This window comes from Puia sp., from assembly GCF_035546395.1.
Lineage (GTDB): Bacteria > Bacteroidota > Bacteroidia > Chitinophagales > Chitinophagaceae > Puia.
The window spans coordinates 38,176-57,316 of record NZ_DASZXR010000010.1; the positions used below are offsets into that span (position 1 = coordinate 38,176).

At 55.8% G+C, this 19,141-nt stretch carries 18 protein-coding genes; 11 read left to right on the top strand and 7 right to left on the bottom strand.

All coding sequences use genetic code 11. The annotated features are described in order from the left end of the window. Positions 1 to 12: 12 nt before the first annotated feature. The 7 genes from VHE34_RS10120 (at position 13) to VHE34_RS10150 (ending at position 5,892) form a co-directional block, all read left to right on the top strand. Complete coding sequence (locus VHE34_RS10120) at positions 13 to 459, top strand: response regulator (protein ID WP_325587365.1); 447 nt, start codon at positions 13 to 15, stop codon at positions 457 to 459. A 120-nt stretch (positions 460 to 579) separates the two neighbouring features. After that, on the top strand, positions 580 to 924 hold the full coding sequence (locus VHE34_RS10125; protein ID WP_325587367.1) for a hypothetical protein: 345 nt from the start codon (positions 580 to 582) through the stop codon (positions 922 to 924). A 156-nt stretch (positions 925 to 1,080) separates the two neighbouring features. Beyond that, entirely contained in the window at positions 1,081 to 2,265 is a 1,185-nt protein-coding gene (locus VHE34_RS10130; RefSeq protein ID WP_325587369.1) for an acyltransferase family protein, read from the top strand. A 30-nt stretch (positions 2,266 to 2,295) separates the two neighbouring features. Continuing rightward, on the top strand, positions 2,296 to 3,504 hold the full coding sequence (locus VHE34_RS10135; protein ID WP_325587372.1) for an acyltransferase family protein: 1,209 nt from the start codon (positions 2,296 to 2,298) through the stop codon (positions 3,502 to 3,504). Positions 3,505 to 3,520: 16 nt separating this feature from the next. Further along, positions 3,521 to 4,552, top strand: coding sequence for a sensor histidine kinase (locus VHE34_RS10140; protein WP_325587374.1), 1,032 nt, complete (start codon positions 3,521 to 3,523; stop codon positions 4,550 to 4,552). 5 nt (positions 4,553 to 4,557) lie between these two features. Beyond that, positions 4,558 to 5,274, top strand: a complete 717-nt coding sequence (locus tag VHE34_RS10145) for a LytTR family DNA-binding domain-containing protein (protein ID WP_325587376.1) — start codon at positions 4,558 to 4,560, stop codon at positions 5,272 to 5,274. Between the two features lie 18 nt (positions 5,275 to 5,292). Next, positions 5,293 to 5,892 (top strand): GNAT family protein, encoded by a 600-nt coding sequence (locus VHE34_RS10150; RefSeq protein ID WP_325587378.1) that lies wholly within the window; start codon positions 5,293 to 5,295, stop codon positions 5,890 to 5,892. On the opposite strand, the gene VHE34_RS10155 is transcribed toward VHE34_RS10150, so the two are convergent. The 6 genes from VHE34_RS10155 to VHE34_RS10180 all read right to left on the bottom strand — a co-directional run bounded on the left by VHE34_RS10155 (position 5,877) and on the right by VHE34_RS10180 (position 13,702). Next, positions 5,877 to 6,416 (bottom strand): GNAT family N-acetyltransferase, encoded by a 540-nt coding sequence (locus VHE34_RS10155; protein ID WP_325587380.1) that lies wholly within the window; start codon positions 6,414 to 6,416, stop codon positions 5,877 to 5,879. The two genes, VHE34_RS10150 and VHE34_RS10155, sit on opposite strands and share 16 nt — an antisense overlap. 79 nt (positions 6,417 to 6,495) lie before the next feature. Continuing rightward, positions 6,496 to 9,549: an efflux RND transporter permease subunit gene (locus VHE34_RS10160; RefSeq protein WP_325587382.1), complete on the bottom strand. Its 3,054-nt coding sequence runs from the start codon at positions 9,547 to 9,549 to the stop codon at positions 6,496 to 6,498. Next, positions 9,546 to 10,493, bottom strand: a complete 948-nt coding sequence (locus VHE34_RS10165; RefSeq protein WP_325587384.1) for an efflux RND transporter periplasmic adaptor subunit — start codon at positions 10,491 to 10,493, stop codon at positions 9,546 to 9,548. Before VHE34_RS10165 ends, VHE34_RS10160 begins: the two co-directional genes overlap by 4 nt. Beyond that, on the bottom strand, positions 10,490 to 11,728 hold the full coding sequence (locus tag VHE34_RS10170) for a TolC family protein (RefSeq protein WP_325587386.1): 1,239 nt from the start codon (positions 11,726 to 11,728) through the stop codon (positions 10,490 to 10,492). Before VHE34_RS10170 ends, VHE34_RS10165 begins: the two co-directional genes overlap by 4 nt. Before the next feature lie 93 nt (positions 11,729 to 11,821). Then, complete coding sequence (locus VHE34_RS10175; RefSeq protein ID WP_325587388.1) at positions 11,822 to 12,448, bottom strand: hypothetical protein; 627 nt, start codon at positions 12,446 to 12,448, stop codon at positions 11,822 to 11,824. Positions 12,449 to 12,451: 3 nt separating this feature from the next. After that, positions 12,452 to 13,702, bottom strand: a complete 1,251-nt coding sequence (locus VHE34_RS10180; protein WP_325587390.1) for a HAMP domain-containing sensor histidine kinase — start codon at positions 13,700 to 13,702, stop codon at positions 12,452 to 12,454. 98 nt (positions 13,703 to 13,800) lie between these two features. Between VHE34_RS10180 and VHE34_RS10185 the strand changes: the two genes are divergently transcribed. The 4 genes from VHE34_RS10185 to VHE34_RS10200 all read left to right on the top strand — a co-directional run bounded on the left by VHE34_RS10185 (position 13,801) and on the right by VHE34_RS10200 (position 16,559). Further along, a complete protein-coding gene (locus VHE34_RS10185) occupies positions 13,801 to 14,358 on the top strand; it encodes a DUF177 domain-containing protein (RefSeq protein ID WP_325587392.1) in 558 nt (185 codons plus the stop codon). 31 nt (positions 14,359 to 14,389) lie between these two features. Continuing rightward, positions 14,390 to 14,581 (top strand): 50S ribosomal protein L32, encoded by a 192-nt coding sequence (rpmF, locus tag VHE34_RS10190; protein WP_325587394.1) that lies wholly within the window; start codon positions 14,390 to 14,392, stop codon positions 14,579 to 14,581. A gap of 104 nt (positions 14,582 to 14,685) precedes the next feature. Next, a complete protein-coding gene (gene plsX, locus VHE34_RS10195; protein WP_325587396.1) occupies positions 14,686 to 15,627 on the top strand; it encodes a phosphate acyltransferase PlsX in 942 nt (313 codons plus the stop codon). Continuing rightward, a complete protein-coding gene (locus VHE34_RS10200; protein WP_325587398.1) occupies positions 15,627 to 16,559 on the top strand; it encodes a type II CAAX prenyl endopeptidase Rce1 family protein in 933 nt (310 codons plus the stop codon). The genes plsX and VHE34_RS10200 overlap by 1 nt, the downstream gene beginning before the upstream one ends. Before the next feature lie 53 nt (positions 16,560 to 16,612). On the opposite strand, the gene VHE34_RS10205 is transcribed toward VHE34_RS10200, so the two are convergent. Continuing rightward, a complete protein-coding gene (locus VHE34_RS10205; protein WP_325587400.1) occupies positions 16,613 to 19,027 on the bottom strand; it encodes an ABC transporter permease in 2,415 nt (804 codons plus the stop codon). Positions 19,028 to 19,141 lie beyond the last annotated feature (114 nt).

The window sequence follows — 19,141 nt, forward strand, 5'->3', positions numbered from 1 at the left end:
ATTAATTATTTTATGAAAAGCAACACGCGCCTGATATACATCGTAGATGACGACCCGGATGACAGGCAGATCATTCTCGATGCCTTCCTGGAGAAGAGCCCACAGATCGACTACGTTTTTCTCGAGAATGCGGAGACGCTCATGGAGACCCTGTATGCGGCCGAAGCAGAGCTTCCGGCCCTTATCCTGCTCGATCTCAACATGCCCGGGATGCTGGGCCTTCATGCGCTGAAAGAGATCCGCGCCAACCGGCAATTCAGCCAGATCCCCATCATCGTTCTGACCACATCTACCCTTCACCAGGACAGGAAAATGTCTTACGAACTGGGTGCCAGCTGCTTTCTCCGGAAGCCGGATTCCTTCGTCGAATTGGTCGATATTACCGACTGCATCGTGAAACTTTGGCTTCATGAATATCATCATCCGCAGACGCAATTTCCACCAGCGGAAAAACTTTAGCGCTTTTTTTTGAAAGTGTGGAATCTTTTCCACAGTTTATTACTGATAATCCGGCAGATAGCAGGGGAATGCCTTTTGAACCGTCTTTGGGAAAACGGCACATCAACTAAATCAAACAACATGAAAACACGTAAGATCATCTTCCTGCTACCTGCCCTGTTCTTCTTCTTTACGTTGCGCGGGCTTAGCGAGGGTATCCACGACGGCAGCACGCCGGTCACGCTGCCCTCCAAACAGGAATTGGCCACGATGACCGAAGGACAGAAGCAGGCCCTTGTTCAGCAGATGAAGGACCGCGTCGGGTATATCAAGACGATGGATAAGTCTCAGCTGACAAAGGCGGACCGCAAGGCGCTCCGTGCCGAGCTGAAAAGCATGAAGAAGGAATCCCGGGCGGTCACCGGCGTGTATATCTCCGTCGGCGCCCTGATCATCATCATTCTTTTGCTTATCATCATCATTTAGTGCTTTAGACACCTCTCCCCACAGGCCGGTTCCCTCTTCACCAGGGGCCGGCCATTCTTTTGGCCGTTCCTTTGGCCGCCAATAACCGCCCATACGTCAAAGAAAATTGCCCGCCGCCCCTTCGCCCGCTAGTTTTACGGCACAATCAAAACAGCCATGGAACTAGCCATCCCCACCACTACCGCCCCCGCGCCGGTCGCCGTCACCGCCCGCCTCCCCTTTATCGATAACCTGCGCTGGACCATGATTATGCTCGTCCTCAGCATGCATGCCGCCGTCACCTACAGCAACCACGGCAGCTGGTACTACAACGAAGCCACCCACCTCAACCGGCTCGAAGACATTAGCTTCCTTACCTACCAGGTGTTCCTCCAGTCCTTCTTCATGGGCCTGCTCTTCTTCGTAGCCGGCTATTTCGTTCCCGGCGCCTTCGATCGCAAGGGCGCCACCCGGTTCCTGAAGGACCGCGCCTATCGTCTCGGCCTCCCTTCGCTGCTCTATATCTTCGTCCTTCACCCCATCACCTGTTATTACGCCGCCGGCGTCTGGGCCCCGGATGACCCCAACCGCAGCTTCCTCCGCGAATACGCCCATTATATCACCCGCGGCCACTTCCTCTCGGGCAACGGCCCCCTCTGGTTTTGCATCGCCCTATTGTTCTTCTGCTGCGTCTATGCCGCCTGGCGCACCCTCTCCTCTCCGAAGACATCCACCGGACCCAAATCCTTTCCGCGCAACGCCGCGATCACCGGGTTCATCCTCCTCGTCGCCGTCGCCACCTTCCTTGTCCGCACGTTCTGGCGCAATGGAACGTCCTGGTACAATATGCAATTCGGTTATTTCTCCCAGTATATCGCTTTCTTCATTGCCGGGACGCTCGCCTACCGCCACAGCTGGTTGACGACCCTGCCCACATCTACGGGCAGACGCTGGGGCCGCATCGGCCTTTTCGGCGGGCTCGCCATCTGGGCCGGACTCATCACCTCCTATATCATCGCCCCTCCCCCATCCGGCGCCTTTGACGGCGGCTGGCACTGGCAAAGCCTGGGCATGTCCATCCTCGAATCACTCGCCGGCGTCGGCCTCTCCCTCGGCTGTCTCACGCTGTTCCGCGAGAAATTCAACCGCCAGGGGCCTCGCGCCGGTTTCTTCTCTGCCAATGCCTTCGCCGTCTACGTCTTCCACCCGCCGATCCTCATCGCCATCACCCGGCTCATGAGCGGCTGGCAAGGCGAGGCGCTGCTGAAATTCCTCGTCGCCACCGTGCTGAGCATCGTCGCTACCTATGCCCTCTCCGCCGGAGTCTTCCGCCGGCTGCCGCTGCTGAAAAACATCCTTTAACTTCGTATCTTACCTGTGCAAACGTCTGCCATGCCGCTCCTGGCTCCCTCCATAACGACAACGCCTCACGCCGGCCCGTCCGCAGCCGCGCGTGGCCATGCCGTGCGGCTGCCCTTTATCGATAACCTGCGATGGGTCATGATCGTCCTGGTAGTCGCCATGCATGCCGCCGTCACTTATGGCATCCCCGGCCTCTGGTATTACACCGAAGCCGCTCCCTTAAGCCGGGGTGAACAGCTGTTCTTCTATGCCTTCGCTTTTTTCACAAAGACCTTTCGCATGGGAATCCTCTTCTTTATCGCCGGTTATTTTGTTCCCGGCGCGTATGACCGGAAAGGCGCCGGCCCTTACCTGCGGGACCGGGCCTACCGGCTGGGCCTGCCGACTCTTCTCTTCATGCTGATCCTGAGTCCCGTCACGGGCTGGCTGGGCGGATGGCATCGCAGCGCCGGCAGCCCCCTCCGCAGCTTTGCGCATGAATACAAACACTACCTCCTCAGCGGTACCTTTCTCAGTGGCTTTGGCCCCCTCTGGTTCTGTGTGCTTCTGCTCCTCTTCTCCTGCATCTATGTCGCGTGCCGCGAGCTCGGGCCGACCCTGACATCGCCCGCATCCGCTCCCCGTAATTTTCCGGGATTCGGCGTCCTGCTGATCTTTATTGCGCTTATCGGCGTCTGCACCTTCGGGGTAAGGGTCTCCTGGCCCATCGGAACAGCCTTCTTTAATTTACAATTGGGCTATTTTCCGCAATACGTAGCCTTTTTCTTCGCCGGAACCCTGGCCTGGCGTCACGATTGGATGAACACGCTCACTGCCTCCGCCGGCAAACGCTGGGGGCTGATCGCTCTTGTGGCAGGACCCCTCGTCTGGATCGCCCTGCTCTTCGCCGGCGACGCATTCAACACGCCCTCGTTCTTCATCGGCGGCTGGCACTGGCAAAGCCTCGCGATCTCGTTGCTGGAAGCGATCTTAGGGGTTGGCATCTCCCTGGGCATCATCGCCGTGTTCCGGGACAGGTTCAACCGGCAAGGGCCCCGCGCCGCCTTCCTCTCCGCGAATTCCTTTGCCGTATACGTATTCCATGCAACCATCCTCGTGGCTGTTTCCCGCGCCATGGCCGGATGGCAGGCGTCCGCCCTGCTGAAATTTGCTGTTGCCGCCATGCTCGCCGTCACCTTGACCTATATCCTCGCCGCAACCCTGTTCCGCCGAATCCCATTATTGAAAAAGATACTGTAAAGAGGGAGACCACAACATGAAATTCTTTTGGAAATACATCTTTCCGCCCATCTACGGCATCCTCATCTACCTGACGATCCGCGTGCTGCTGGACACCGTCACGGGCATGCGCTGGTGGAACCGGAATTGGCAGATCAATACATTGGACATTGTCACCACGATCCTATTCAGCTTTGCGTTTCTGTACATGTTCCGCCGTTTGCTCCGGTGGTTCGACAAGAAATGGCCGGCGGCCGATTTCAGTTCCAAACGTATCGGCCGCGAGTTATTTTTCCTGATCCTCCTGGACCTCATTTTTCAGAATGCGGTGTTGATTCCATACACGGCGAACACCGACGACGGTTTGCAGTCCTGGGACATCGCCGATATAAATACAGTTCCCCTGCTTTATTCGCTGATCCTCTATGGCATCGTGCGCAGCAACACGTTTCTCAAAGCACACATCGCTTCCAAGATCCAGCTCGAGAAGATCACCAACGACCAGTTACAGACCGAACTGAAATTCCTGAAGGCGCAATACCATCCGCATTTCCTGTTCAACGCCCTCAACACCATTTATTTTCAAATGGATGAGGATGTCACCGCCGCCAAGCAGAGCGTCGAGAAATTCTCCGAGCTGCTCCGCTACCAGCTCTACGATCAGCAGCAAACGGTGCCGGTCAGCCAGGAGATCCGTTATCTCGACAATTTCATCCGCCTGCAGCAGGCGCGGAGCTCCGAGCGGCTTCAGCTGACGACCCGCTTCGATCCCCGGCTCGACGGCCAGCAAGTCTACCCGCTCCTCTTCCTGCCGCTGGTGGAGAACGCCTTCAAATACGTCGGCGGAGAGTATCACCTCGATATCAGCGCCGCGCTCGAAGGCGATCGCATCGAATTCCGCGTCATCAACAACATCCCGGCGAATATCCCCGAATCCACCCGCGCCGACAAAGGCATCGGCCTGGAAAACCTTCGCCGCCGGCTCGAGCTCCTCTATCCCAAACGACATGCGTTGATTGCAGAAAAAAAAGACCGACAATTTTCCGCCATTCTAACCCTTCAATATTGACATCGATGTCCACCACCCGCATAAAATGCATCATCACCGACGATGAACCCTTCGCCCGAAAAGGACTGCAGGGTTACATCGGGCAGATCGATTTCCTCGACCTCCGCGGCATCTGCGAAAATGCCATCGAACTCAACTCGCTGTTGAAACGCGAGCCGGTCGATCTGCTCTTTCTCGATATCGAAATGCCTTATCTCACGGGCATCGACTTTCTCAAACAGCTTGCCACCCCGCCCCGCGTGATCTTTACCACCGCCTACGAGAAATATGCCGTGCAGGGTTTCGAGCTCGAAGTGCTGGACTACCTGCTGAAGCCCATTTCCTTCGACCGCTTCCTGAAAGCCGCCAACAAGGCCTTCGACTATTTCCTTCAGCAGCAGACCCCGGCTGCGACGGAAGACTACATCTTTGTCAAGGCCGACAGCCGCCTGGAGAAGATCGCCTTTGCCGACATCCTCTTCGCCGAGGCCCTCGAAAACTATGTCGCGATCTATACACGCGAAAAAAAGGTCATCACCCATCTTACTCTTAAAATGCTGCAGGAAAAGCTCCCTCCTTCCGCCTTTGTCCAACCCCACAAATCCTACCTGGTGGCCATCGACAAGATCAATTCCATCGAAGGAAATATCCTTCACATCACTCAATACCAGGTGCCGATCAGCAAATACCAGAAGGAGGAGATCATGGAAAAGATCGTTAACAGTAAGTTACTGAAACGCTGAGATACCTATCTTTAGGGCATGATCGAACTGAACAACCCCTGGATCACCCTGCGATTTCTAAAGGAGGGTCACCGTGCGACCCTGCGCCGCCTGGCAAAGGACGAACGTATTTGGGAATATACAAAGACGCTGCTGCTGACCGACACCTACGACCGGCAATTCGATAAATACTTCGACGACGCCCTCGGTTTTTCTACTCCTGCCGCCCGGGCCTATTGCATATTTGACGCCGTCACCGGCGATACCATCGGCATGACCCGCGCCTATGACCTCGATCCCCGGGTGAAAAAAGCAACCATCGGTCACACCTGGTATACCCCCGCCGTCTGGGGAAAGGTGCACAACAAAGCCTGCAAGCTGCTCCTGCTGGAATATCTTTTCGAGACCATCGGCCTCCAACGGGTGGACTTCAGAGTGGCCGGCCAGAACATCCGCAGCCAGAAAGCAGTGATGAAGATCGGCGGAATGCCCGAAGGCGTCCTGCGACGTTATTCCCTGCGCAACGACGGCACCTACGCCGACGCGCATTATTTCTCGATCCTCGGCGATGAATGGCCCGAGAAAAAGGTCCGACTCCAGGAGATGGTGAATGCCCTCGCTGCTCAGACCGGGTCCTGAGAAAGCCGTTTGCGCATCCACCAGTCGGTCTGCGCATCCAGTCCGACAAAGAACACATGCTCCCCAAACCGCTCGAACCCCCATTTGCGGTAAAAAGCCTGCGCCCGGTGGTTATGCTCCCAGACCCCCAACCATATCCAATCGAAACCCCTGGACGCTGCCAGCTCGACAGCAGCCCGCATCAGCGCAGGCCCGATCCCCTTCCCGATCATTTTTTTTTCGGAATACAACTGCACGATCTCGATCGCCTTCTCTCCCCGCAGTTCCCGGGGCGGCTCTCCTACTCGCAACGATACATAGCCTACCGCTTCCCCATCGACATAGGCCAGCAAAAAATCCCGGCCCTCGGCGCCGACTTCCGCCTTCTGTCGCTCCACCGTATTCTGCTCGTGCAGAAAAATGTCCATATTTTCCGGGGTGTTGTATTCGCCAAAAGATTCGATAAAGGTCCGCCGCGCAAGGTCGACGACCAGATCCGCATCCGCCGCCTCTGCGGACCGGATGACAATACCAGGTGTTTCCATACCTGCAAACTACGAAAAATCTCCTTTCGGGATACTCGCTGCGGCGCCGGGTGGGTCCCGCCGCCGCCAAACCCGCCTTCTATCCGGCAGGCGCCGGCTCGATCAGCCCGCGTCCGCCGCTCCGGTGATAGAGCATTCGTAAAAGCGAAGGCAGCACGATCAGCAGCAACGGAAGCGCGACTACGAATCCCCCGATGACCGCAATGGCCAGTGGCTGATGCAGCTGCGCCCCCGCACCGATACCCAGAGCAAGGGGCATCAGGGCAATGATGGCCCCAAGCGCGGTCATGAGCTTCGGCCGTAGCCGGGTGGAAATGGCATAGATCACCGCTTCATCCACGGTCATGGTATGCAAGCTGTCCCTGAACTGAAGGAAGGTGAAGATGGCATTTTCCCCAATGATCCCGACGATCATGATCAGTCCCGTATAGCTGCCTACGTTCAAAGGGGTCTTTGTGAGATACAGCGCCAGGTAGCTCCCGGAAATACCCAGCACCGCGACCACGAGAATGGTCAGCGCCACTACGAACCGGCGATAGAGGAAAAGGATGACGCCGAATACCATCAGGCTGGCCGTGATAAGGATCACCAGCAGTTCGCTAAAGGATTGCTGCTGCTCCGCATAAGCGCCGCCGTAGGTGATATGATATCCCGCGGGAAGAACTATCTTCGAACTCACCTCGGCCTGGATGTCTTTCATGACGCTCCCGAGGTCGCGCCCTTCCAACCGGCCAGTCACCACTCCCATCGATTGCAGGTTCTCCCGCTGGATCTCTGCATCTCCCGGTTTCACCGTCACGGTTGCCAGATCGGTTATCGGCTTCAGCCTTCCATCCGGCAGGAATATTTGTAATCGACTGATGTCCGACACGCCAAGCGTGCGGCTGCCGGGATAGACCATTCGGATATTGCTGAGCTGCTCCTTCTCCGGCAGTGTGCCCACGATATTTCCTTCCAGCGCAGTCTGCAGCTGGTATTGCAGGTTCGCCGGCGTGAGCCCGAACTGCGCAAGCCGGTCGTAATTGGGTTCGACGCTCACCGATGGACCAGCGATCACGATCCCGTCGAACATATCCGCGGTCCCCTCCACCTTCGAGACCAGCTCGTTCACCTGTTTCGACAGGTCATGCAGCTTCGATTGGTCATCGCCGAAGATCTTTATTTCGATAGGCTGGACGGATGTCATCAGGTCACCCAGCATATCCCCGATTACCTGGCCGAAATCGATCCGTAAGGCTGGTTGTGTGGCCTCGATCTTTTGACGGAGGCCGCTGATCACCTCTTCGGTTGACTTGTCCCGTTCCTTCTTCAACTGGATCAGGTAGTCGCCCCGGTTGGGCTCGGTGATAAAAAAGCCCATTTCCGTTCCCGTACGCCGCGAATATGCCTCCACCTCCGGCGTCGCCACGATGATCTTCTCGACCTCGCGCAGCATCCGGTCCGTTTCCTGCAATGTCGTGCCGGGTGGGGAATTATAGTCCAGCACGATGCTGCCTTCGTCCATTTCCGGGAGAAAGCCGGTCTCCAGCTGCGGTACGATAAACCAGATCGACCAGCCGAGCCCGGCCATGATGACGAGACTCAGCCAGGGGCGGCGGATAAAAAAGGCCACCCAACGCTGGTTCTTCACATTGTGCGGCTTCAGCTGTTTCCGTTTCTTCCCCTCCCGGGTCAACAGCAGGTAGACCACGGGCAACCCGATCCAGGTCACGAAGAAGGAACATACAAGCGTGATGATCATGGTATTGGTCAGCACCTTGAAATACGCTCCCGCAACGCCGCTCATCAGGACAAAGGGAATGAAGATGACGATGGTGCTGACCGAAGACCCGAGCATCGCCGGGAACAGATAGTGAACGGCCTTTTGCACCAGTGTCCGCGACGAATCTTCCGGATGCTCCTCATGGGTCCGGTGTATCTGCTCGACCACCACGATGGCATCGTCGATGATCAGGCCGATGGCGGCTGCGATGGCGCCCAGGGTCATGATGTTGAAGGTATAGCCGATGGCATATAGTACGATCAGCGTCAGCAGAAGCGTGACCGGGATGGTGATGAGGATGGTCGTACTGGCCTTCAGGCTGCGGAGGAAAATGATCGCCACGATGATCGCCAGCCCCAGACCCATCCAAAGGCTGTCCGTGACGCTCTTCACCGAAGTATTGACAAAATCGGCCTGGATATAGTAAGGTTTGATCGTAACCCCTTTGGGCAGCGTCTTTTGCAACTCGGCGACCTTCGCCTCCATGGCGTCCGACATCTCGATCAGGTTGGAGTTGGGTTGCTTGATCACCGCAACCAGTACGGCATCTTTCCCGTTTGCGTTGATCCGCGTATACTCCACCATCTCCCGGATATCGACGGCGGCGATATCCTGCAGGAGAATGACCCTTCTGCCGGTATTGCGCACCACGATATGGCCGATATCCTCGCGGGTATGGACCGTGGCGTCCGTCACGGTCAGATAGAGGAAATGATAGTCCGAGAGGTACCCGTTGGATTTGATAAAGCCGGTCTGACCGATGACCGTGTTGAGCACGTCGGGGGTGATCGAGAGGGTGCTCATTTTACGGGCGTCCAGCGTGATCCAGTATTCCTTTGTCCGGCCCCCGATGATCCGTATTTCCGAGACTCCCGCCACTTGGGACAGAAATGGCTTCACGGTGTAATTCGCCAACAGCTTCAGCTCTATCGGCGACAGGTTATGGCTCTCCAGGGTATAGCCCATGACCGGGAGGATCGAGGGGTTCATTTTCTCTACCGTGATCTGCGTCTCAGCCGGGAGATCGTTCTTTATCTCGGCGATCCGTGATTCGATCTGCTGTTGCGCAAGGTTGATATCCGCCTTCCAGTCCATAAAGGCCGAGATCTCACAGCTGCCCCGGCTGGTGGTGCTGCGGACATATTGCAGATCGGGAACCCGCTTGATCGCGTTCTCCAGCGGCTTGGTCACGGTGACCATCATCTTGCTGACGGGCTGTAAACCCGCATCCGCAATGACCTTGATCTTGGGAAACGTGACATCCGGAAAGAGCGAGGTCTGAAGGCGGCCATAAACGAACAGGCCACCCAGAATGATGATTACGAGAGTAACCGTGAGCGGGTTCTTATATTTGACAAAGAAATTTTTCATGGAGTACCTCCCGATCCAATGACCACTTTCACCTTCGCCGTGTCGGGCAGCCCATAATTACCGGTGACCAATATCTTGTCCTCCTTGCCGAACTGCGGCGAAAGGATCTCCACCCTGTCCCGGGTCTCGATGCCTTTTTTCACGGGCACCTTGACCGCAGTGGCACTATCAATTAGCCTCATGACCCAGAAATTGCTTTCCGTTTCGTCGGTCAGTACGGCGTCCCTGGGCAGGGACTGGGTATTGGGCTTCGCGGTCTTCAGTATCCTGACTTTGGCGATCAGATTTTCCGGGATGGCTCCCGCAGACGGTACCCGGATCACGACGTTCTGCGTCTGCGAGGCCGAGTCCACCGTGGGCATGGCGGCCCCCACCACTCCGTTCAGTTTGGTGCCATCCGGCAGGACCAGCTCGACGCTGCTTTTTCCCAGCACATAAGGCCTCAGTTCGTACGGCAGGTCCAGCAGGAACACAAAGCTGCTCCGGTCGCTGATGACGGCCAATTGCTCGCCGTCCTGCACATAGTCCCCCGATTGGTGGTTTAGTTGAGTGATATAGCCATGCTGACTGGCGCGGATGCTGCTGACTCCCGAAAAATGCAACGTCGTATCCAGCTTTTCGATCGCATTGCCGATGCTTTGGGCCTCCTTGGTCTTCATCGTGAACAGCACCTGTCCCTTCTCCACATTCTTCCCCGGATAGACATCAGCCGATTGCAGGTAACCGTTGGCGATCGCCTTTACATAGCTTTTCTGAAGGAAGGCCGACACCGCATTCAGCTCGATATAGTCCCCCATGGCGCCATGACTGACATCGACAACGGTCACCGGCGTGCCGGTCTCTGCCGAATCGGCCGTCCCGGCTTTGGATTCCGGTTTCGCGGCGCTGCCGCAGGCAGCGAAAAACATCGCCGCTAACACGACACCTACAAAATTGATATTCATCGATTCCAATAATTGATCTGGTTGATGATCTGCAGCCGCGTAATGTTGTTCTGCGTCAGCAGGTTCCTGGCGCTGAGATAATTGCTCAGCGCGATGATATAGTCCGCGATCCTTGCATCCCCCGTGCCCAGCAGCTTTCCATTGACATCGATCAGCGTCTGCGAATACTTTACCTGCTCATTGATCTGCCCGATCAATTCCTCCGTGGCCTGCAGCTGCTGCCTCAGCTGGGCGATCTGCTGGTCATATTGTTTGGTGAAAAAATCCTTGTATCCCGCCCTCGTCCGTTCGGCAATGTCCAATTTGCTGTACTGCATCTTCCGCTGGTGACCGTCATAGATCGGAACCGACACCGAGACACCGAAGCTCACGCCGAAATTCTTGTAGCCCTGGTATTCAAACGAGGAAGAAAAACCGCCGTCGGCATAGAGACTGGCCTTGGGCCGGTAGCTGTAATCGATCAGGCTCCGGCTGTTGCGCAGCTTCAGGCTATCAAGATGGAATTGGCGGAAGAAGATCGATTGATCGATCTCCGGCAGCCTTTGCAGCTCGATCCGCGGATCATCCAGGGCCGTCGCCGCCGTGTCGACAATGCCGCATAGATAATTCAACGTGCCATGATCGTTTCGGAACTGGATCTCGAGCTGGCGCAACAACAACCCTTCTTGTTTTAACGTCACCAAAAAAGCCAGGTAATCGGTCTGCCGGTAGACGTTCTTTTGAGTGAGATCCTTCAGCAACGCCTCCTCCTTTTGCAGCAAGGCATAAACGTCCCGGTTGAAGTTCAGTTGTTGCCAATCGCCATAAGCGGTGATATATTGTGCGGTGACGCTCTTCTTCAGATCCTGCTCCGATACCTTGGCCGAATTCCCGACCCCCTGGTTCAGAAGGCGGATGGTCTCATACTCGGCATCGAGATGCTTTTGACCCACCAGGGTCTGGTTCACAGCGACCACGGTCGTGAAATTGCCGCCGTTGGAAATGGCCTGGTCATAGCCCCAGCCCTTGATCGTCGGCGCCCAGACATTGACGCTGGAACCCGTCACCTGCGGCCGGTAACCGGCCCGGACCAGGGCGCTGTCGACCTGCCCCGCCACCAGCTGGTTGCGATAATCCTTTAATAAAGGGCTGTTTTGCAGGGCCTGGTCGATATAAAAGTCCAGGCCCATCGGAGACTGGCCCCAGCCGGCGAGTCCGCCCGCTACCAGAACACCCAGGATAATAAATCGTAACATGTTAATTTTCAGACCCATTCGAAGGGCCGGTCAAAAGTATCCCGGCATCCTGTCGAAATTCTGTAGCATAGCAGCCGATCCACCCTGCCGCGCCTACTTAAACCGCACCTGCGGCAGCTTCGGCGAAATATCGAAAAAACCCGGCTTCAACTCCAGCTCCAACACCTCCGTCGCCGTGCTCTCGAGATGGAATTTCTCATTGTCGATGACCGTCTTCAACGGCAGGCAGCCCGCCTTGCTGACATAAAAGGCCCAGCCGCCATAGAGATGCTTCTGGAACATCGCGGCGTCGAGTTTGTACCGGGGACTGTAATAGAAGACGGTCGTACCGGTTTCCGTCTCCACCAGCAGCGCATCGCAGCGCTTACCCAGCACCACTTCAGCATCTTCACGGATCTCATAGTTGACAGGCTTCTCCGAGCTCTTACCGGCATCCAGCCAGTACACGGTATCCACATCCTGCTTCTTGAAATACATCCGGTTGTTCCGGTGATCGTACAGCTGCATCGAAAATCCGGCGCCATTGGTCAGCGACTCATAAAATCCTCCCTTGATATAATAGATTTCCTCATTGCCGATAAGGACGGTCAGCGCCGAATCCGAAAGCCCCGGCGTCTTGCTGGTCACGATATTCCGGTACATCACCTTGCCTTCGAAATATTGGCCCCGTGCTAAATGTCCCGCAAGGCAAAAGAATAGAATGGTGACGATTCTCATCATCGGTTAGTTGAAGGTGATATCGATGGTATGCACTTCTTCTGCAAAAGAATACTGCAATCCAAAGTGATAGTTGTCGCAGATCTGCCGGACTATGGCCAGCCCCAGCCCGGTCCCGCCCGAATGCGCCCCCTTGGTGAACCGGTCGAAGATCGTCGCCGCATCAAATCCCAGCGCGGCGCCCGAATTGCTCACCCGCAATGTCCGTTGGCTCAGCCGGATATTCACCTCTCCGCCGTCCTGGTTGTGCCGGATCGCGTTGGTCAGGAGATTGTTTAACAGGATGTCCGCCAGGTAACCGTTCATCGGCAGGGTCAGCGGGTGCAATTCCGTATGTACCGCCAGGCGCCGGTTGCGCACCCTATCCTCCAAATCTTGCAGCTTGGATTCGATCAACGGGGCCAGGTCCACCGATTCGGTATCGCCGAACTGGTTGTTCTCGATCTTTGTCAGCAGCAGCAGCGACTGGTTCAGCTGCCGTAACCGGCTGATGGCATCGTACATCGCCAGGATCGGCCGGTGATGGGCCTGCCCCAGGTTCGTATCCTGGATCAGCAGGTCCAGTTTGGAATTGAGGATGGCCAGGGGCGTCTGCATCTCATGGGAAGCATTGTCGGCAAAGCCTTTCAGCATCTCGTAATCCCGGATGATGGTGTGGGTCATCTGCCGGATCGCTTCATCCAGGTTACGGAACTCGTCGATATCGGTGGTCTGCGCCGGTAACGGTTGCCGGCTCGACAGGTTAAAGGCCCGGATGCCGTTCAGCGTCGTATAGAACGGTTGCCAGATGCGCCGCAGCAGCAGCCGGTTGGCGATAAAAAGAATGCTTAGCAACAGTCCGATCATGACTGCGGTGATCAGCATGATCCACATCAGCAGGTCCTCGGTCTCCTCCTCGGAGACGTCGACAAACACCGTGTGCCATTGACCCGCGGTCATGACCGAGAAGCGCAACTCACGATAGGCCTCCAGCTTGCCCTTCCTGCCCTCGGGCAGATAGGTTTGAGTAAAATGCCGCTTCACCGGTCTTTCCGCGTCCTCGAAGTGAATGCGTTGATCGCGGTAGGTAGCCGGCTCCGGCAGGGCATTCCGCCGGTGCACAAAATCCAGCACCTCGGACTCTTCCAGGCGTAAATGGTCATCCAGCTCAGAGACAAGCACATAGCGAACGGCAAAATAATAGCTGACGCTACCCAGTAACAAGGCCCCGATGCTGGCGACGATATTGACCCGGTTGTATTTGGTAAATAGCCTCATTGATTGTAATTTAAGGAGTTGCTATCGAAAAAAAGATCGTCGATCCGGTTTTTTCTGATTATTTATCACTACCTTTGCAAGCTCTTTAAAAAGCACTCATGAGCAGCCGCCGGGAATTTGAAATAGCGTTTGTGGGCCTTAAGGCTGGTATTCATGAGTTTAGCTATCGGATTACCGATAAGTTCTTTGAGGCCTATCAGCAACAGGACTTCCATCGTTGCGATGCCCAGGTAAAGTTGACCCTCGATAAGAAGAACAGCTTTATGCTGTTGAAGTTCGAGATCACCGGCAAGTTGGAGATCGCCTGCGACCGCTGCGGGAACCAGCTTCCGCTCGATCTCTGGGACGAATTCAACATCCTGGTCAAGCTCGTGGAAGACCCTGAGATCATGAACCAGCAGGAGGAGGATCCGGATGTGTACTATATTTCCAAGGGTGAAAGTCATCTGTACCTATCAGACTGGATCTATGAGTTCATCAACCTTAGTATTCCCATGCAGCGGATGTGCAAACCCGAAGAAATGGGCGGCCCGCACTGCAACAAGGAAGTGCTGGAAATGCTGAAAAAGCTCGAACAGGAGAAGAACCCGGCTGCGAATAATTTGTGGAAGGGCCTCGAGAAATTCAAGAATCTCGGAAACATTAAGGATCAATAATTTGTATTAGTTACTTCAAAAATAGAAGAAAATGCCAAATCCGAAACGCAGACATTCACAGCAGCGCAGTGCCAAGAGAAGGACGCATTATAAGGCTGAGAAAGTAACGTTGAGCAAAGACAGCACCACCGGCGAAATGCACGTACGTCATCGTGCCCACGTCAGCGAAGGCAAGCTGTTCTACAAGGGTAAAGTAGTCGCCGAAACTTCTCCCATTAAGTAAATCGTAGGGTCCACCGGATGGACCTGGGGGTCCATCGGCCGAAGGCCAATCATGAGCGGGGTCCGCGAATGCTGGCCCGAGGCAAAATCACATCTTGAACCACGATGAATATTGGACTCGACATGATGGGTGGGGACTTTTCACCGCTTGAAGCCGTGAAAGGTCTCCAGCTCTACCTGAACGAAGTTGCCAATCCCGCTACTCTATGGCTGGTCGGCGACGAGAACCAGGTTCGCCCCCTGTTAAAGGAATATGCTATTCCGGAGACTTCGGTGCGCGTGGTGCACGCTGCCCAGGTGATCGAAATGAACGAACACCCCACAAAAGCCCTGAAGGAAAAACAACAGTCCTCCATCGCCATCGGCTTCGGCCTGCTTGCCGCCGGCAAAATGGACGCATTCATCAGCGCCGGGAACACCGGGGCCATGCTGGTGGGCGCCCTTTATAGCCTCAAACCCATCGAAGGCGTCCAGCGCCCTACCATTTCCACCGTCATCCCAAAGGATAATGGCAAGACCGGCATCCTGCTCGACGTCGGCCTCAACGCCGACTGCAAGCCAGAGAATCTGAACCAGTTTGCCATCCTCGGCTCGCTCTACGCCAAGCACATCCTCGGCATCGAAAAGCCGCGCGTAGGCCTGCTGAATATCGGGGAAGAGGAAGGAAAGGGGAATATCCTGGCCCAGGGCGCCTACCCCTTGTTAAAAGAAAACGAACATATCCACTTCATCGGCAATATCGAAGGCCGGGATATCCTGCTCGACAAGGCCGACGTTACCGTCTGCGAAGGCTTCACGGGCAACGTCATCCTCAAGCTGGCCGAATCCCTCTTCGACATCACCCGCCGTCATCAAACGGAAAGCGAATACTTCGACCGATTCGATTTCGAATACTATGGCGGCACGCCCCTGCTCGGCGTCACCAAGCCCGTCATCATCGGTCATGGTATCTCGCGCAGCAAGTCCTTCCTCAACATGATCCGGCTGGCGCAGAAAATGCTCGAAACCGATCTGCTCGGTAAAATGAAAGAACATTTTCATTCCTGATGCGCGCGTTCATCAACTATCTGACCGCCTATCTTCGCAGCACCTCCCGCCCCGCCCTCTTCATTACCCTTCTCTTTGTCGCCGCCCTGGTCGCCGCCAATTATACCGTCGGCATCGAGAGCCGCATCCGCGCTCTCCCGTGGTATTTGGCCCTTGGGGCATTTTTTTTGTTTTATCTCGTCGTCCTCGCCCTGGTCTGGGGCTTACAGTATGAGTGGAATAAAACGAATCTCAAACAACCAAAGCTCCTGATCCTGCTGGGGCTCGCCCCGCTGTACTTCGCGCTCAAGATGGTCCACTGGGATATTCTGCCCCTCCTGCCTGCGGCCATCAAATTCCCCTGGGATCGCTACACCCAGCTCGTGCTGCAACTGCCGTTGAAGTTGCTCCTGCTGTTTGCCATTCTCCGGACCCTGTATACGGCAGGACTCCTGCCCGGCAATAGCTTCGCCTCCGCGGTCGGTCTGACCCGGGCCAATTTCAATGCCCTGCCCTATTTTGGATTGCTTCTCTGTACCGTCCCCCTCATCGTCCTCGCTTCAACCCAGCACGACTTCCTGCTGGTCTACCCCAAGGTGAAGAACCTCTCCTTTATCAATGGGTATGCAAAACCGGAATGGCCCTGGAAATTATTGTATGAGGTCTCCTACGGGCTCGACTTCCTCGGCATCGAGCTCTTCTTCCGCGGCCTTCTCGTCGTCGTGCTGGTCAACTATGTAGGCCAGGATGCCATCCTGCCGATGGCCGCCTTCTATTGTACCATCCACTTCGGCAAGCCCCTCGGCGAATGCATCTCTTCCTTCTTTGGCGGTCTGATCCTCGGCGTCCTCGCTGCCCGTACCCGCACCATCCTTGGCGGCCTCATCGTCCACCTTGGCCTGGCCTGGTTCATGGAGCTCGGCGGCTGGTTGGGCGGCCTTTGGCATCATTAGGGAACACTGACCGCGGCCGCCACTCCACTTTCAGCCAAGAGCCGCGGAACGCCTCATTCGCTACGCAAAGACTTCACCGGATTCGCCAGCGCCGCCCGGATCGTTTGCACCGCGATCAGGGCGATCATGATCACCGCCAAACACCCGATCGCCCCAAGGAATGGCCACGCCGTGATTGTTATCCGCGTTGCATAATTATCCAGCCAGCGTTGCATCAGCCAATAGGCAAACGGACTCGCGATCAACCCGGCTATCACCAGCACCGGCAGATAATCCCCTACAAAAAGCCGAACGATACCTTTCGCAGAGGCACCGATCACCTTGCGGATGGCAATCTCTTTGGTCCGTCGCCGCACGCTGTTGGATACAAGACCCAGCACCCCCAACAGGACAATGATAAAAGAAAGCACCGTCGCCGTCGTCGCCGCTTTCCGCATCCGCAGCTCGCTCTTGTAAATGGACTGTAATGTCTCGTCCATGAAGGTATATTCGAAGGGCGCCCCGGGCATCAGCGCCGCCCATTGCTTCTGTAACGCCTCGATTGTGGCGCCGATATTTCCGGGCCGTAGCTTGAAGGAGAAATACCGGTAGACGGGAAATTGCTCCAGATGAGTAAAGATCTCGGGCCGGATGGGCGCCCCCATCACGTTGAAATGAAAATCCCTGACCACCCCACATATCGTAAATGCATTCGGAGCATTGTACAGCCGCACCCGCTGACCGATGGCCGCCGCAGGTGTTGGATAGCCCAGACCCCTTGCGGCCGTTTCGTTCACTACCATCCGCAGCGTATCCTGCGGACCATGTTCTCCCGGCCGGCAAAAGAAGATTCCCGCCGCCATGGGGATCTGATAAGTGCCCGCATACTGCTCGTCCGTCAAAAGAATATCGCTTAGCACCGAACGGGTGCTGTCGGTGCCTTCCCGGTAAGTCCCGATACTGCCCAAACCCATCCCGTTTGGTATCGAATAGCTCAGCGTGGCCTGCCTGATATCCGGCATCCGCCTGAATACGTCGCGAATAGTCTCCATCTTGCGAACGCCATTGCGCGTCCAGTCCCGTGGAACGCTCGCCGAGACGACATACTCCTTATCGTATCCCAGCCGGTCGCTGAAGAATAACCGGATCTGTTGGGCGATGATGATCGCCCCGACAAACACAACCGTAGCCGTCGCAAATTGAAAGCCCACCAGCCCCTTGCGCATCCATACATTTTCCTTTATCGTACCAACCTTGCTTTTTAACGCATCGATCGAAGACAGCGAGGATAACAATACTGCCGGATATAAACCCGCCAACCATCCCGTCACCACGGCAAAAAGCGCAATCACCCCCCAGCCCACCACAGGTAAGGCCCACAAAGAAGGAATGGCGCTGCCCAGCATCCCCGCGAAAAAGGGACGGCACAATTGGAAGATCGCAAGCGCGATCACCGTCGACACCGCCGCCAGCAGGATCGACTCGGTCAGGAACTGCACCCGCAGCTGATGGCGCAGACTGCCCAGCACTTTGCGGATGCCGATCTCTTTCATTCTCGAATTGCTCCGGCTGACGGACAGATTGATGAAATTGATCACCGCCATGGCCAGGATGAACAAGGCCACCGACGACAGGGTGAAGAGCAGTTTTCGAACCAACCCGTTATTTGCCGACAAATAGTAGTCGGTCAATGGAACCGGCACCACCGTCATATTTTCGGATATGATCGCCGGCACATTTGCCTTGATCAAATACTTGATCGGCGCTTCCAACGCCTCCGGCTTGACACCCTTTTGGAGTTCGACATAGCTTACGATAACCGTGTTGGGCCAATCCATGTTGCGGCCGAAGTAATTGAGATTGGCAGCCGGGATGTACACCCCGTTGTCATTGTTATCGTTCAGTACCGTCACCGAATTGCGCGAAGGCTTCCTCATAACTCCCGTGATCCGGAAATTCTGCCGGCTCCCGGAAAAATTATCGATGACCAGGTTCTGTCCTACTACATCCGTCCGGCCAAAATATTTGATCGCCTTTTCTTCCGTGATCACCACGGAGAACGGGTTGTTCAGCGCCGTCGCCGGATCGCCCTGTGCCAGCGAGAAACCATACATGGTCAACAGCGTGCTGTCGCCCACCTGCAGCCCTTCTTTGAAATGCTTATCCCCATAACTGACCGTGGAGTTGATCCCATCCCAGCGATAATAGTTGGCCACCAGCGAAGGATAGTTGTCCTTCAACGCCTTTGCCAGCTGACCCAGCGTCGTTATAGCCAGCTGGCTGCTCATCGAATTCTTCCCCTTGCTCTGCAGAAAATACTGCCGGTCGGCATGCCGCAGCTGGTGATTGACCCGGCTCTCCGACCAGCAGAAAGCGGCGATCAGTAACGTAAACGCAATACCGACGGAAAGACCTGCTATATTGATCACTGAGTGGAACCGGCTCCGCGCGATATTACGGACAGCCGTTTTGTAGTAGGTGGCGAGCATAGGAAACCTGAAGTTTCTGTCTCCACCGCAAAAGAGTGCCAATTTTGTAACCATCTGAAAATCATCTCACAACGTTATTCACGCGATGTGCCGCTGTCCGCTTTCAGCCCAAAA

Coding starts and splice junctions, on each gene's coding strand:
- VHE34_RS10160 (WP_325587382.1), bottom strand. CDS start 9,549: ATGAAAAATTTCTTTGTCAAATATAAGAACCCGCTCACGGTTACTCTC.
- VHE34_RS10150 (WP_325587378.1), top strand. CDS start 5,293: ATGATCGAACTGAACAACCCCTGGATCACCCTGCGATTTCTAAAGGAG.
- plsX (WP_325587396.1), top strand. CDS start 14,686: ATGAATATTGGACTCGACATGATGGGTGGGGACTTTTCACCGCTTGAA.
- VHE34_RS10185 (WP_325587392.1), top strand. CDS start 13,801: ATGAGCAGCCGCCGGGAATTTGAAATAGCGTTTGTGGGCCTTAAGGCT.
- VHE34_RS10145 (WP_325587376.1), top strand. CDS start 4,558: ATGTCCACCACCCGCATAAAATGCATCATCACCGACGATGAACCCTTC.
- VHE34_RS10130 (WP_325587369.1), top strand. CDS start 1,081: ATGGAACTAGCCATCCCCACCACTACCGCCCCCGCGCCGGTCGCCGTC.
- VHE34_RS10200 (WP_325587398.1), top strand. CDS start 15,627: ATGCGCGCGTTCATCAACTATCTGACCGCCTATCTTCGCAGCACCTCC.
- rpmF (WP_325587394.1), top strand. CDS start 14,390: ATGCCAAATCCGAAACGCAGACATTCACAGCAGCGCAGTGCCAAGAGA.
- VHE34_RS10180 (WP_325587390.1), bottom strand. CDS start 13,702: ATGAGGCTATTTACCAAATACAACCGGGTCAATATCGTCGCCAGCATC.
- VHE34_RS10140 (WP_325587374.1), top strand. CDS start 3,521: ATGAAATTCTTTTGGAAATACATCTTTCCGCCCATCTACGGCATCCTC.
- VHE34_RS10175 (WP_325587388.1), bottom strand. CDS start 12,448: ATGATGAGAATCGTCACCATTCTATTCTTTTGCCTTGCGGGACATTTA.
- VHE34_RS10135 (WP_325587372.1), top strand. CDS start 2,296: ATGCCGCTCCTGGCTCCCTCCATAACGACAACGCCTCACGCCGGCCCG.
- VHE34_RS10170 (WP_325587386.1), bottom strand. CDS start 11,728: ATGTTACGATTTATTATCCTGGGTGTTCTGGTAGCGGGCGGACTCGCC.
- VHE34_RS10120 (WP_325587365.1), top strand. CDS start 13: ATGAAAAGCAACACGCGCCTGATATACATCGTAGATGACGACCCGGAT.
- VHE34_RS10165 (WP_325587384.1), bottom strand. CDS start 10,493: ATGAATATCAATTTTGTAGGTGTCGTGTTAGCGGCGATGTTTTTCGCT.
- VHE34_RS10155 (WP_325587380.1), bottom strand. CDS start 6,416: ATGGAAACACCTGGTATTGTCATCCGGTCCGCAGAGGCGGCGGATGCG.
- VHE34_RS10125 (WP_325587367.1), top strand. CDS start 580: ATGAAAACACGTAAGATCATCTTCCTGCTACCTGCCCTGTTCTTCTTC.
- VHE34_RS10205 (WP_325587400.1), bottom strand. CDS start 19,027: ATGCTCGCCACCTACTACAAAACGGCTGTCCGTAATATCGCGCGGAGC.